The organism is Gloeocapsopsis crepidinum LEGE 06123 (assembly GCF_015207655.1).
GTDB lineage: Bacteria > Cyanobacteriota > Cyanobacteriia > Cyanobacteriales > Chroococcidiopsidaceae > Gloeocapsopsis > Gloeocapsopsis crepidinum.
Map to the genome: position 1 here is coordinate 1 of NZ_JADEWN010000020.1, position 14,472 is coordinate 14,472.

The following is a 14,472-nucleotide window of genomic DNA, read 5'->3' on the forward strand; positions in this document are numbered from 1 at the left end:
GAGATTGAGCATTGGTGGTTTACCCTGAAGAATTGGATGCGGCAACGCTGGGATGAATTTGATAACTTTCGGGATTGTGTTGATGCTGCCTTCAAAGAATGTCCTAACGTGTATGCGTAGTGCTATACCTATTCCTTTGCTTGTCGCGATCGCATCGAAGTGACGATTTGAGCAACAACTGCAACCAAATCGTATGGTTCTATAGGTTTGGGTAGATGCTTTTGAAATCCAGCTGCTAGTGCCCGTTGTCGATCTTGAGTGCTAGCATACGCGGTAAGTGCGATCGCCGGAATTTGTCCGCCTTCTAGAGACATAGCCCTAATTTGGCGTATTAGTGCGTAGCCATCAACTTGAGGTAGCCCAATATCAATGACAAGTAAATCTGGCTGGAAACGAGGTATTGTTTGCAGCGCATCAATTGCAGTGCTTACTGTAGTCACATCAGCTTGATACTGTTCAAGTACAAAACTCACAAACTCTTGTGTGCCCGCGTCATCTTCTACAACTAAAACTTTGGTATGACTTAAGTTGAAGTTTGGTTGAGGCTGTTCGGTATTGACTAGTAACTTTTGAGAAGATGTGATTAGCGGTATTCTGACAGTAAATGCTGAGCCTTGCCCTACACCAGGACTTTGTACTGTAATTGTTCCTCCGTGGGCTTCGACGATTTGGCGAGAGATTGCAAGTCCTAACCCCAAACCTCCAAAACTGCGTGTAATTGAACTATCTTCTTGACGAAAACGGTCAAATACATAAGGTAGGAAATCAGGATGAATGCCTTGTCCGGTATCACAAACAGTAATTTGAGCATAATGCTCTATACGTTCAAGTTCCACCTGTATACAACCTTTTTCAGGAGTAAACTTAATTGCATTGGAAAGCAAATTCCAGATGACTTGTTGTAGCCTACCTGCATCACCTAAAACCTTCCCTACTGTCGCATTTAGTATTGTTTTAATCTGAATTGACTTGGCTTCTGCTGCAAGGTGAACGGTTTCTAGCGCATCTGAAATGGGAGTCACTAAGCTCACAGCAGTTAAATTGAGTGTTAGCTTACCTTGAATAATACGTGATATGTCAAGTAGATCGTCAACAAGTTGCGCCTGACGTTTGGCGTGTTGCTCAATACTTATGAAGGCTTCTTGCAGCTTTGCTGCAGGTAAATCGTTTGATTGTAAAAGTTTTGACCAACCGAGAATAGGAGTAAGTGGCGTTCTGAGTTCGTGAGAGAGTGTCGCTAAAAATTCATCTTTAACTCGGTTTGCGGCTTCGGCTTCGCTTCGCATTACTTGTTCGCGTTGTAGAAGGCGATCGCGTTCTTGTTCCATGCGTTTGCGTGTAGTGATTTCGCGCTGAATCGCAATAAAATGAGTAATTGATTGGTTGACATTACGGATTGGGGTGATATTCCATTCCACAAAAAATTCTGTACCATCTTTGTGATAGTTGATTGCTTCGCCGTGGAATGGTATCCCGTCTAAAAGATGCTGACGTAAATCATCGAGTACGCGGCGATCAGTGTTGGTTCCTTGCAGTAAACGAGGAGTTTTGCCTATCACTTCTGCAAGCGCATAACCTGTCATTTGGCTAAAGGCTGGATTCACAAAGACAATTTCCGGCCCTGGAGGATCGAGTTTTTCTGTAGTAATGATAATAGAATCGCGCGACTGCTGTACTGCAGATACTAGCAGCCGGATTGTTTCTTCATTGACTTGTATGTCTCGTAAAGCCGTACTTAATTCCTCTAGTGCTGTCGTAATTTGACTTTGCTGTTGTGAGGGTAATAAGCTGGCGTTCTGTTGCAGTTCACTCATGCGTGTATTGACATGCTGAATCTGCTTAATAAACTCGTCTCCGTTCACTGGAATGGTATCTTAATTTACGTTCACTCTTTATTGTGAACTATTGTAAACAAGATTATAAGCTCAAGCATTACCACCAAGATAGATTTTAAATAAGTGGGTGAAAATAAATCTGACTTCAAGGCGCGTTAAAAGTTTTGAGTTTTGAATTTTCTTAACTCATAACTCAACACTCATAACTCCCTATTACCCATGACCAAATTAACTTCAATTATCAGCGCTGACTCCAACTAAAGCAGGTTCTGGTTGTTCGACTTCTCTAAACATGGGTGTACTTAAGTAGCGTTCGCCAAAACTCGGTTGAATCATCACAATCAACTTTCCGGCATTTTCTGGGCGTTTTGCAACTCGAACTGCTACAGCTAAAGCTGCACCAGAGGAAATGCCTGATAACAATCCTTCTTCGCGCGCTAAACGGCGACCGTAATTTATGGCATCATCGTCTTTGACTGTGATAATTTCATCAATCAAGTCTGTACGTAAGATTTCTGGGATAAATCCCGCACCGATTCCTTGAATTTTGTGTCCTCCAGGATTGCCACCAGAAAGCACTGGGCTAGCAATCGGTTCTACAGCGATCGCCTGAAAACTTGGTTTACGTGCTTTGATAACTTCAGCTACTCCAGTCAGCGTACCGCCTGTTCCTACACCGGAAACCAGAATATCAACTTCACCATCAGTATCATTCCAAATCTCTTCGGCAGTTGTCTCGCGATGAATTTGAGGATTTGCCGGATTGCGAAATTGCTGTGGCATGAATGAATTAGGAGTTTTCGCCGCAATTTCTTCCGCACGGGCGATCGCACCTCGCATTCCTTGCGTGCCTGATGTCAGAATCAATTCTACACCATAAGCTTTGAGCATTGTTTGCCGTTCTATGCTCATTGTATCAGGCATCGTTACAATCAACCGATAACCTTTAGCGGCTGCCACCATTGCTAAAGCAATACCCGTATTACCCGAAGTTGGCTCTACTAGTACGGTTTTTCCAGGTTCAATTAAACCAGCTTCCTCAGCTGCTGCAATCATACTGACACCAATGCGATCTTTCACAGAAGCAGCGGGGTTCATTCCTTCTAATTTGACCACAATTCGTGCGACACACTCTTCTGAGTGCGGAATTCGATTGAGTTGCACTAAGGGTGTTCGACCAACTAATTGAGTAATATCTTGAGCAATTCGCATCGTCTTATAGGCTCTATCAGCCCCAGCTTAACAGGTAGTTCTATTATACTCCGGTTCTCCGATAGGTTTTTAGTGTTTTAATGCTTGCTTTGGATTTCCTTCTATGTCATACTTTGAATTGCTCAAGAAAATAAAATACGATATTCCTACCAAAATACCGTAGATTAGAATAGGATAGGATACCCAGAATCAGCAAAAAACTTTGTCAAAGTGAACAAGGAGTGGCACTAAGCGATCGCTATTGCCACCACAAAGCTTGAGAAGCTTGGACTTGTAACGATGTGACAGCAGCGCAAGCAGATGTTGGGTGTAATTTTGCCGCAAGAGAAACGATCAAAAAAAGCTAACTATGCTCCTTCAAGATGTCGCACCAAAAACAACAGACAGCTTTGATTTAGACAACCTGAATCAGCGCTTTGCCAGTGTTCATCCAATTAATATCCTGGCATGGTGCTTAGAAAACTTGCGCCCAGGTTTAATTCAAAGTAGTGCTTTTAATGTTAATGGTATGGCAATTATGCATATGCTGTACCAAATTGCTCCCAATCCTCCAGTGCCAGTTTTATTTCTGGATACGCTACACCACTTTCCAGAAACATTGGTGCTTGTGCGCGACGCTCAAAAGCTTTATGAATTAGATTTACACATTTATCGAGTTCCTGATGCCGACTCGCGGGAAAGTTTTGCGGTGCGCTACGGAGAATCGCTGTGGGAAAAAGATTTTGAAAAGTACCACTACTTAACAAAAGTTGAGCCACTCCAGCGGGGCTTGCGCGAGTTAGGTGCAACGGCTTGGATTACCGGAAGACGCCGCGATCAATCGTCAACGCGATCGCAAACTCCAATTTTTGAACGAGACAAACACGGACGCCTGAAGATTAACCCGTTAGCAAGTTGGACACGCCAGGATGTGTGGAAGTATGTCATGAGACATAGCGTTCTTTACAATCCACTACACGATCGAGGTTATCCGAGTATTGGCGACGAACCAACAACAACACCAGTAGGCACTGGTGAAGATGAACGTGCAGGACGTTGGCGAGGTATGGGGAAAACAGAATGTGGTATCCATCTATAAACTTAACTTTGACACGTAAGATTCATATGCCACCAAGGCGATCGCATTTATCGTACTACTACTGACAACTAGCTATGACTACTGTTGTTGCGCCTCAGTCTTCTCCGAAATTTGCACGTCGCAGTTTTCTTCCATTGAAGCGCGACCAACTTTGGTTCGTCAAAACGGGAGCAGTTCGCATTTTAACTATTCTTTGAGGAAGGAACATACGTTACATTGGGATTATGGGGACTAGGAGATGTTGCTGGCAAAAACTTATCACTAGCTGACCCTTTGTATATTGAATGTTTGACTTGTGTAGAAGCAACCTTGTTACCAGCCGACAAGCGAAAACAGCACTTTTGTACTTACTGGCTTGGTTAGCTAAACGGTTGATCAAGAAGTTGAGCAAGGACAACTTATTGATTTACGCTTAACGCATTAAGACATTGCCGAACTGCTTGGATTAACTCGCGTCACATTCACAAGGTTACTCAGTAACTTTGAAAAGCAAGGCATGATTCGGCGCCAAGGTCGGTAATTTATTGTTTTACAAGATCAACCACCGTTCTGGCACTACGCAATTTAAAGATGTGTAGAGAAAATGGCTGAACTCCACGAAGTCAGAGGAAGCCCCGTCGTTGTACAGTGGGGTCTCTCTGATCAAAGCAATCAAAATCACGCTTGCTGTGGATCATGTTATGCATCGCCAGCAGAAGCAATGCAAGCCGAACGCGATAAGCTGCTGTATACAATTGCCCTCTACACAGGTACGGGAGTAGACTTTGGTCAAGAACCTGTAGGTTCATTGCGTGCCCACGAAATGCGCTATCCTGGCGGAGACTGTACTTCTGATATTTGGGTATAGCTGATATTAGTTTGAAGGGAGTTACATAAAAAGCTTCTCCTGTCAAAAATTTCGGATATTTTTTTTTGCTAGCAACTTAGCCAAGGGTCATTGCAGTGACACCAGCAAGAAACCTGAAGAAAAGAACAAACTTTTTGTCTTGAAGATTTTATTAGGAATAAGCAATCGCACAAAGCGATCGCAACTTCTATAAAATGTTACTTTAAAATTTAGCGATATCCTGGGTCACTTTCTTCTGGGCTAGCGCCTCTGAGTAAAGAATCATTTGGCAAATCTGGTGTTGGAGTACTTTGCTCAGTAGTAGTAGTACCTGTAGATGTAGGATTTGAAATTGGTTGTTGGATGGAGTTAGTCCCTGATGGAGAAGGTTGCGGAACCGAACTATCAACAGATGTCGGATTTGAAACTGATTGCTCAATATTAGGGCTAGGAAAAGCCGAAAGAGGGCTTTGGTTTGGTTCTGCGGGCTTGTAGAAGCCTAGCAATACTGCTGAAGTACGAAAATATCGCGTCCACTGCTGGATTCCTATTTGCTTTTGCCAGTCAGCACGGGAAATTCTAGAAGATAGAAGCGGAACTTGCTGTCCATTGCGCTCACCTAAAATATGAACAGAAACTTCAGTGACGTTATCTTCAGCAAATCCTTGATCAACTAGGTTTGTCGCTAAAGATTCTGCTTGTTGCATCAATGTTGCAAAAGTTTGATTAGGCTCAGATTTTAGCGTGTGATTTATTCTCATTACTTCTGCTGCTGCTGGAGCAGCTAGTATACTCCAGCAGAGTAGAGATGCACCTAGAATATTCCAATGACGTATATCCATTGCTGTTAATGGAATAATAAATGAATGGGGAACGACTTACCAAGTTTAGGATAGACAGCAACCGCTTCAATTTCAATTAACCAGTCTGGATTAACAAGTCCTGCAACCGCAAGCGTTGAACGTGCTACTTTTACAGGATTTGTCGGGTTGTTAAAGAATTGCGCGTAAGCATCAAACCAACCTTGGTAATCAACGATGTTGTTTTGGAATGGGTCAGCTACAAGGTAAACACGAAGATAGATTACATCCGATAAACTCAAACCAGATTCCTGTAAAAGCGACTGAATGCGCTCTAAAGTACCAACTGCTTGAGTTTTGGTATCTCCATAACGCTCGCGGCTACCAGCTGGTGCGTTTGGATCTATCACTGGTGGCACTGTACCACTCGTCCAAAAGTAAGCCTTAATGGGAGGAACCGCAACAGCCGAAGAAATTGGCGATTCGGGTGAACCAAAAAATGTCACCATCCAAGGTGCCGTTTTTACTGCTGCTTGCACATCAACACCAAGAAGACCTATTAAAAGTATGCTGACACAAAGACTCAGAATTAACCAACGACCTAGTTTGAAAACTCGGCTAAAATATCGTTTCATCGCTCTTGTTTCCTTGTGATTACTAATGCTTGCGAATTAAGTTAAGAAGTGTTTTCATCAACTTTCCTTGACATGTGCTATGCCAAGGCATTGATTTTGGCGGTAACTAAACGCGCTGATTCAAAAGCACCCGCCATCCATCCGGTAAGATAGCTGAGATGTTCTCCGGCTAAGTAGATATTGCCGTCGGGTTCGTTTAGCCTGGGATAGTATTGCGTTCTGACGTCAGTGGTGTAACTTGCCCATCCCCCTAAGCTATAAGGAATGTTTGACCAGAAAAGGGCAAGACCGTTTTCAAAGTGATTTTTATATTGAGGATGAATTTTACTGCCTTGTTCTATGGCTAAAGAGACTCGCTCTTGGGGTGACAATGCCCCTACATTAGCTGCAGTAGAACCAAAGTTGTAATATCCCAACATGACGCCTTTACGAGAAAGATAATCATTTGAGGGATACCAGATTTGATTAATATCTTGGTTAGTCCAGCTAATGCCACCAAAAATATTTTCGTCTTCTTCCCAGAAGCGGCGATTGAACTGCAAGCCACTCTTACCAGTCACAGCATAAGCTACACTGGCGATCGCTTCTTTCATGTCTGGGGAAAAATCTGAGGGAATATCTCTCAACACTGATAAGGGAATTGTACAGATGCAATAATCGCCGCGAATACGACGTTGTCCAGAGCGATCGGTATAGACAATACCTACCCCATCAGGTAATTTACGAATTTCTTTAACAACTGCCTCGTAATTAATCGAGTTACCCACACGGCGTTCAAAAGCTTTAGCGATTTGATCCATTCCTCCAACAGGTTGGAACATAGTCATCTGCTGATCGAAGCCCCATTCAAACGCTTCATTACCAGCAAAACCTAGTTGAAGCAACGCACTCAAATCATAGGGATCGGCAACTTCTCCTGGTTGTAAGCCTGCACCTTGTGGTGTGGCATAGCCACGACGGCTTGATCCTTGGTAAAACAAGTCAGGATCGAGACCGCCATATGTGCGTAAAAATTCAATCAGTCTTTCTTTATCTTCCGTTGTTAGCGATGCATTGAGCGCGTTTTGATTGATGCTTTTAGCAAGGAGTTCAGAGATATACCCGCGCATATCAGTAACGGCTTCGCGGACATGAACTTTTTGTCCTGACAAAGGACCAGCGTTTTCTTGATAAAAATATTGTTGGCGACTCAGGTTAACAATAACTTCTAGCTCAACACCAAGTTCTTTGCAGTAGTCTATCGTGACATGGTGGTAAGGAATTCGCGCAGGTCCAGGATTGAAATACAAACCGCGATCAAATTGCACTGTTTGCGTTGTGCCATTGATTTCGGTTAATGTGTCACCACCACGCAAAGTCCAGCATCTACCCCCAGCACGCGATCGCGCTTCTAAAATGACGCATTCATAACCTACTTTACCTAACTCATAAGCCGCAGCCATTCCCGCCAAGCCTGCACCAAGAATAATCACGCGCTTGCGACTACCTCGGCGCTGCAACCGAAAGGGTCCTGTTTGGGATGGTACCTGTGCAGTAGCTGGTTGTTCTAGTAAATCCAAAGCTTTCATTGCAGCATATGCTGAGCCTGCTGACGCAGCAACTGCCGTTATGAAGTCTCTTCTCTTCATAAACTGCCCCTCACTATTTTCTTGCAAGCGGATACCTAAATTAGGCATTTTCCGCTAGGAATCTTTTTGCAGCAGATTGCTGCACTCGACTTGATATGACAAGACAATATATGTAGTACTGGTGAAAAAGTGTCTTTTATTTAACAGTTTTTCTATAAATATCAATCATTGTTACCAAATATTTGTAACAGTTTTTTGCTAAAAGAATATTTTTTTTCTTTCTGTTTTAAAACTACGAAAATGTTATTTCTGAGACAGTTTATGAGCATTAAAAACTGATTTTATAGAACTTTTACTTATTATTTTTTATAGACTAATTTACTCTATCAATACATAGTTATAACTAGATAACTATTGAAATGGACATATTTATATTTAAAGATGTAGGCTGGTATACTTATCTAAATAAATCTAAATGAAGTTGATAATTATATTTACTTGCAAGTAAATAGATCTATGTTATGTTCACTCAAATTAACTATTTATTTTGCTCTGAGATTGCTATACATTAGATGAGTAGAGAGTGCGCTATATGAGAAAATAATGTACAGTAGCTACTATTCAATTATGCTGAAGTAGCAATTGTGAAAAGAGAAATTATTGAAACACTGTAATAATAGTATTTTTCGGTGTTTCGCGTAGTTCAAATCTAATAACTGATAACTTAAAGAGTTCCTTGACAGAGTCTACCATCAACTTGTAGCATAACGCCACTGACATACGCAGCAAAGAGTAAACATAAAAACACAGCAACATTGGCAAATTCTTCAGGTACTCCCGTACACGTATTGCTAGGATATCTTGATTCGTTTCATTTAAATCACTACGGGCGTAGATTGCAACTTTAGCACCTTCACGGGCAAATTATTTTGCAGTTGCTTTACTCAAACCTTTGCTGGCTGCTGTTACCAAGGCAACTTTATCAGTTAATTTCAAATCCATAACGAACTGTAATAAAATCTCCGGTCAATAACTAAACCAAGTTGCAGTTAGTAGTCGCTAGACACTATCACTAGCTACTTACATCACAAATAATGAACTGGATTTGTTATCGAATGAACGCAGATCAAAACCAAGAATTTGTAATGCTTCGCGCAGGCGAACCCCCTTCGGTATTGCAATTCGCTTAACAGAATGTTCTGCCCAATCACCAGTGACGTTCATTTTTTGTTCGCGGTAGAAAGTTTGTATGGTTGCGTTGTATTGTGCGATCGCTGCATCTTGAGTTTTTAAGTCATAAGTTTCACGATGTAGTACTGCTGGTTGTGGCAGTCGTGGTTTAATGCCAGATTGAGGAGAATCGGGATATCCTACACACAACCCAAATACTGCAAATACCTATGGCGGTAATTTAATTGTTGCAGGGACTTCCTCTGGATGGTTGCGCATTGCACCAATATACACAGTTCCTAAACCGAGTGATTCAGCTGCAATTGTGGCATTCTGTGCAGCAAGTGCGGCGTCTACTGTTGCCATAATAAACATTTCTAAATAATCTAAACCCTCACATTCCGCGACATTCCGCAATACGCGCTAAACGTGCTAAATCAACTAACCAAACTAAAAATAGCGGACACTGCTGGATGTGTTTTTGGTTGCCTGCTAACGTAGATAACTTTGCTTTACGCTGCGTATCTTCTACTGCAACGACACTCCAAGTTTGCAGATTTGATCAGGTAGCCGCAGATTGGGCAGCTAGCTGCGATTATTAATTCTAAAGTTCCTGGCGGTATAGGATCGGGGCGATAGGTGCGAATTGAACGGTGTGATAGCAATGTCTTTAAGCAGTCGTTTCATTGGGTATCAAGAGGCAGGTTTTGACCATAGCGCGATCGCAATAACTCAGTTAGGTTAATTGTTACTTTTACTTCCTTGTTTAAATACGCCAAGTGAGCTTTCGCTGAATGCTAAAAGCTCACATATTCTATAGGTGTATTTTGTCTAAGTTTGAAAACAGCGATCGCCTCAAATTATAAATTTACTTGTAAGGCGTGAGTTTAACAATCATTGCCTTATCTGTTACGTCAAGGTTAATTGTCTTGCCGTTCATAGTAGTGTTGTACATTGACATATTGCCTAGATCGTCTAGAGAGTAGACTGTAGCATTGCTAATTGGTGTATTCAATTGAATCTGAGTTGGCATTTGTGGAGGTTCAATTTCTCGCACTGGAACGCTCGTTGTATCACCGTTAGAAATATCATGCCATAGTACTAAATAAAAATCACCATCGCGTTTTTGTAGAAGTAAAGTCTTAACATATCTTCTGCGATTGTATCCCTCCGGTGAAGTAACATTCAGCGTGTAATCTAAAGAACTCAATTTGAAATTTGTTCCTGGATCTTTTAATAGCGCAATTACATTTTTTAAGGCAGTATATGCTGGTTTTGGGCTGAGATCGTTGCGGAGTAACCCAAAGTTAGCTTCTCGGTTTCTGGGTGCGTCCCACTCATCAAGGAATTCGTAAGAGCAAGTACGGGCAATGCCTTTACGGAAGTACTCTAAGAATAGCCGTGGCATATATTTGCCATGCATCTTTTCAGAAACTCCATGTTTAGTCTGAGTTGTGAAGTAGCCTGTTTCTGTAGCAGCCATTGGCTTAGAACCAAAAATGTGCTTTGTCATGTCAAAAGCATAAGGCCATTCATCAATATTCACAGAGGGGAAATTACCGTGCCAGTGATATTTATCAATTGTATTGTATCTAGATGGATAGCTAAATGAGTTACCTCCATAAGGATAAGGATGAAAATTCCCCCAATCTACGTATTCACTTAAATCTCCCAAAGGAGGTTTATTTGTGTAATTGTAAGTGTATCCTAATGACGGTCCAATAACTTTAACGCTTGCTGTATCTGGATCGCTTTTTAAAGCTGTCCAAGTATCTTTTGTCATAACAGTGGCATATTTTGCCCAATACAATGGAGAACTTGGATTATTGTTGACTTGTTGCGTATCGGTGGAACGCCAGTAGTAACCACCATGCAGATTATAAAACAGATCAATTTCATTAAGAATTTCTACAGCATCAATGACATCTGTCCCAACTTTATTTTTAACAAAATCATTAATTGTATAGTTAGGTGCGCTTGCCCAATAAGTAGAATTAGGGGCAACTCCGGCTTGAGGATTCATGATGTACGTAGTTTTAATTCCTACCGCAGCTAAATCTTTCATTTTGGCGATGATATCTTCTCTACTACCACCGTCACGAATATGACGAACACCCATTTCTATTAATTTTTGCTTAACAGTGTTGTATTGCTGTACATAAGGAGTATCGGTGTAGCCCAAATGCGTATTGACACAAATACTATTGACAAAAGAATCAGCACTTTGAGCTGTTACAGAAGCTGCTTGAACTGGAATTAAACTATTTATATAAGTGAAAGTTGTAAGCGCAACTACAAATTTTGGTATTCTTTTTCCAAATTGATTTATAATATTTAAAAGTGTCATGATATCCCTCTAAGTAATAAAATAATGCAGCAGAACTAGTTGTAGCTCTTATGAATAAAAGCAGCATACAAAATGAAACTTATTTAATAAATAAGCTAAAAGTATGTAAATAAATGAATTTTGCAGTCCACTAAGGAGGAATAAACTGTTTAGTAATAAGAACTCGTATTGCTAGAAACTCCTACTGCAAAACAACAGATTAAATTCATTATGTAAATACAGCTCATTTAAAAAGTTATGAAACAACTGGTAGGTTAAAATTAACTAAACCTTTTGTTGATGCCCAAGCGGAATATCACTGAATCTAGGAAAATAGCAGTTTTACTGAGAATATTTAAAATAGTGGAAAATTACTTAAGTGAATGCACCAAAATTGAAGGGAATGTGCAAATCAAGAGAGTGAAAAGAACTAAAATTAAACATTGGTAGCTGTTAATTTTCAGTTCAGCTAGATGTTGGATGTTTTATTATTACTCGTCTTATACAAGTCTTAATCTATTTAATGTTTACTTGACAGAGTAATTGATTAAGTTGCTGTTCAATCACTTTTAAGTCAAAGCGTTGGCTCGCTATAAGTTGTCCTTGATGCGCGATCGCTGCCGTCTTTTCTGGTTGATTGAGACACGACATAATGACTGATGCTAATTGTGTCGGTTCTCCTGGTGGAACTAACCAGCCTGTCTTACCTGTTTCTACTAATTCCATTGCACCTCCAGCTTGTGCAGCAACGATAGGACGACCACACAGCATTGCTTCGACAATGACTCGTCCGAAGGGTTCTGGCGCTATTGATGTGTGTGTGACTAGATCGCAAGCCCTCATCAGTGGAATCACATCTGAACGAAAACCTAAAAACTTGACGCGCTTTTCTAGCTGTAGTTCAGCGACTTGTTGACGTATTCGTTGGGCGTAGTCTTCCTCGCCAAAAAGTGCATCACCGACGAAGATAGCTGCTACATCTTGAGGACACTGCGCAAGTGCTGCGAGTAAAATATGTTGTCCTTTCCAAGGAGAGAGACGGCTAAAATGACCTACTAAGAATTGTCCAGCAAGTCCTAGTTGGTCGCATTGTTCGGGGTGCAATTGATGTTGCTGATAACTTTGAGTATCAAAACCGTTGTAGATGACATGAGTCATATCTATACGTCCACCTGCGGCAATAAATGCAGCTTGCGTTGCTTGTGAATTTGCAATCACTAATGATGCGAAGTGATTAGCTAAAGTGACTGCGAGATAGCGATTTGTGGAGCTGAAGTGATCTGTTGATAGAATGTCATGCAAGTGATAAACCAAAGGACGACGTGTGAGAAAACTTGCTAATGCACCTACAATGAGAGCTTTTTGCGTATTAGCATAAATCACATCGTAGTCACGAGCCAGCCGAGCAACTTGGGCAATTAAGGGTGCAACTGAACTAATACTACCTAAGCTTTGTAGAAAAGTACTTTCCTTGCGAACTTGGATCGATTGAGTTGTCAGAACTTGTACTGGAATGTTGTGTTGTTGTAGCAACTCTTTAAACGAACCATCGGCAAATAGTCCAACTAAGCAAGAGTCTTTATAAGGTTTAGCGATATCGAGCAAGCACAATTCTGCGCCGCCTAGTTTACCACTTTGATCTAAAAAAAGGATTTTCATGACTCGTGATAGTAGATCGTTGGTAATTGGGTGAGATAGAATTGTTATGCTGCATCGTATTGTACTGTGAAGATTCCGGTGTAGCGATTCTAGCTATTTAACTAGACTATTGTTGAGTGACTACTCACTCACTTTTTGTTCTATAAGACAGTTGATAACTTTAAGATATTGCGCGACGACGCTATCCATTGAAAAAGCTTGCGATCGCTGCCGTAACTCTTCTGAGTTAGTAGGATTGCGGAGTGTTGTTACAATTGCATCAGCAAGTGCTGTGGCGTCACCTACGGGAACTAACTTACCATACTTGCCATTTTCTAAAATTTCTGCAGGTCCACTTTCACAGTTAGTCGCAACAACAGAAGTACCAGTTGCGATCGCTTCTGCAACTACATTACCAAATCCTTCGTAAATTGAGGAAAGAACAAATACCCCTGCTTGCGCCATGTATGCATATGGGTTCTCGACAAATCCAGGAAAAGCAACTTCTCCCTCTAAGCCAAGCTGCTGTACTAAGTTTTCTAGTTGTGGTTTAATTGTAGGCTCGCGTTTGTCTACATCACCTAAAATCATTAATCTAGCTTGACAGCGTTGTCGCACTAATGCAAAAGCCTGCACAAGTGTTGCAAAATCTTTTTGGCGAACAAGTCGTCCTACTCCCAAAATAACTGGTGGTTCTCCTGCAGCAAACCAAGGATGAGCGATCGCTTCTTTTGCTTGTTTGAGAACTTCAGGTGTCACTACAGGGTTGTATATCACTTGAATGTTGTCTAATGGTAGTTCTGCAACACGTGCTAGATCCTGCGCTACGCCTTGGGAAACTGATATAATCGCATCTGCCCAAGGATAAAACCAGCGTACTAGAGTCGCTCTAACTTTTCCTCCAAAAACATCAGGCTTGTCGCGAAACTGTTGTGAAAGATTGGTATGTACGCACATGATAATGCGAGTAGAGACGCCTGCAAGTAACTTTGCCAGAGTTCCTGCACTCACTATATCAAGTGCAGATAGTAAGATATCTGGTTTCTGTTGTTGCAAGTAACGTCGCAGTGCAAATGTTTTGAATAAAATAACTGGGGATTTGGATTTAAGATCGATGATTCGCACGTTTGCAGGAACTTTTTTCAGATACGCTCCCTCAGTTTTTGCTAAAACTAAATCTACTTTTAGTCCTAAATTCGCTAATCCTTGGGCTAGACGTAGCATGACTAATTCTGCGCCACCACCATCAAGGTTTGGTAGAAAAATACTAATATGAGTGTTTTTTTTGATCGGGTTTGTAGTGGTTTTGTAAAGAGGTTTGACTGTTAGATTCATAAAATTATTAATTTGAACAAATCACATTGGCACAAAAGACACAAAGCAG

Annotated in this window: 13 protein-coding genes and 1 pseudogene; 4 read left to right on the forward strand and 10 right to left on the reverse strand. The window is 41.2% G+C overall.

Annotated elements, in window-relative coordinates:
* Positions 1 to 120, forward strand: a pseudogene (locus IQ230_RS09970) (IS630 family transposase); the annotation flags it as partial.
* Between the two features lie 8 nt (positions 121 to 128).
* On the opposite strand, the gene IQ230_RS09975 reads toward IQ230_RS09970, so the two are convergent.
* A complete protein-coding gene (locus IQ230_RS09975) occupies positions 129 to 1,814 on the reverse strand; it encodes an ATP-binding protein (RefSeq protein WP_193931854.1) in 1,686 nt (561 codons plus the stop codon).
* Positions 1,815 to 2,069: 255 nt separating this feature from the next.
* On the reverse strand, positions 2,070 to 3,047 hold the full coding sequence (gene cysK, locus IQ230_RS09980; RefSeq protein WP_193931855.1) for a cysteine synthase A: 978 nt from the start codon (positions 3,045 to 3,047) through the stop codon (positions 2,070 to 2,072).
* Between the two features lie 349 nt (positions 3,048 to 3,396).
* Here cysK and cysH point away from each other — a divergent pair, with 349 nt between their 5' ends.
* From cysH to IQ230_RS26550, 3 genes are all read left to right on the forward strand, one after another.
* The gene (gene cysH, locus IQ230_RS09985; RefSeq protein ID WP_193931856.1) at positions 3,397 to 4,125 is read left to right on the forward strand and encodes a phosphoadenosine phosphosulfate reductase; all 729 of its coding nucleotides are present in this window, start codon (positions 3,397 to 3,399) and stop codon (positions 4,123 to 4,125) included.
* Positions 4,126 to 4,561: 436 nt separating this feature from the next.
* A complete protein-coding gene (locus IQ230_RS26545; RefSeq protein ID WP_228054738.1) occupies positions 4,562 to 4,645 on the forward strand; it encodes a helix-turn-helix domain-containing protein in 84 nt (27 codons plus the stop codon).
* A 63-nt stretch (positions 4,646 to 4,708) separates the two neighbouring features.
* Positions 4,709 to 4,972, forward strand: a complete 264-nt coding sequence (locus tag IQ230_RS26550; RefSeq protein ID WP_228054726.1) for a selenium-binding family protein — start codon at positions 4,709 to 4,711, stop codon at positions 4,970 to 4,972.
* Between the two features lie 209 nt (positions 4,973 to 5,181).
* Here IQ230_RS26550 and IQ230_RS10000 read toward each other — a convergent pair whose 3' ends face one another.
* The 8 genes from IQ230_RS10000 to IQ230_RS10030 form a co-directional block, all read right to left on the reverse strand.
* On the reverse strand, positions 5,182 to 5,793 hold the full coding sequence (locus IQ230_RS10000) for a hypothetical protein (RefSeq protein WP_193931857.1): 612 nt from the start codon (positions 5,791 to 5,793) through the stop codon (positions 5,182 to 5,184).
* A 5-nt stretch (positions 5,794 to 5,798) separates the two neighbouring features.
* Positions 5,799 to 6,386 carry a RidA family protein gene (locus IQ230_RS10005; RefSeq protein WP_193931858.1) on the reverse strand — a complete coding sequence of 196 codons (588 nt, stop codon included), beginning with the start codon at positions 6,384 to 6,386 and terminating at the stop codon, positions 5,799 to 5,801.
* Between the two features lie 77 nt (positions 6,387 to 6,463).
* Positions 6,464 to 8,062, reverse strand: a complete 1,599-nt coding sequence (locus tag IQ230_RS10010; protein ID WP_228054727.1) for a flavin monoamine oxidase family protein — start codon at positions 8,060 to 8,062, stop codon at positions 6,464 to 6,466.
* 972 nt (positions 8,063 to 9,034) lie between these two features.
* Positions 9,035 to 9,334, reverse strand: a complete 300-nt coding sequence (locus IQ230_RS26555) for a nitroreductase family protein (protein WP_228054728.1) — start codon at positions 9,332 to 9,334, stop codon at positions 9,035 to 9,037.
* Positions 9,335 to 9,352: 18 nt separating this feature from the next.
* Positions 9,353 to 9,490, reverse strand: coding sequence for a nitroreductase family protein (locus IQ230_RS26560; protein WP_228054729.1), 138 nt, complete (start codon positions 9,488 to 9,490; stop codon positions 9,353 to 9,355).
* A 502-nt stretch (positions 9,491 to 9,992) separates the two neighbouring features.
* Positions 9,993 to 11,471: a hypothetical protein gene (locus IQ230_RS10020; protein WP_193931859.1), complete on the reverse strand. Its 1,479-nt coding sequence runs from the start codon at positions 11,469 to 11,471 to the stop codon at positions 9,993 to 9,995.
* Between the two features lie 495 nt (positions 11,472 to 11,966).
* Positions 11,967 to 13,109 carry a glycosyltransferase gene (locus tag IQ230_RS10025; RefSeq protein ID WP_193931860.1) on the reverse strand — a complete coding sequence of 381 codons (1,143 nt, stop codon included), beginning with the start codon at positions 13,107 to 13,109 and terminating at the stop codon, positions 11,967 to 11,969.
* Positions 13,110 to 13,229: 120 nt separating this feature from the next.
* The gene (locus tag IQ230_RS10030; protein ID WP_193931861.1) at positions 13,230 to 14,423 is read right to left on the reverse strand and encodes a glycosyltransferase; all 1,194 of its coding nucleotides are present in this window, start codon (positions 14,421 to 14,423) and stop codon (positions 13,230 to 13,232) included.
* Positions 14,424 to 14,472: the final 49 nt, after the last annotated feature.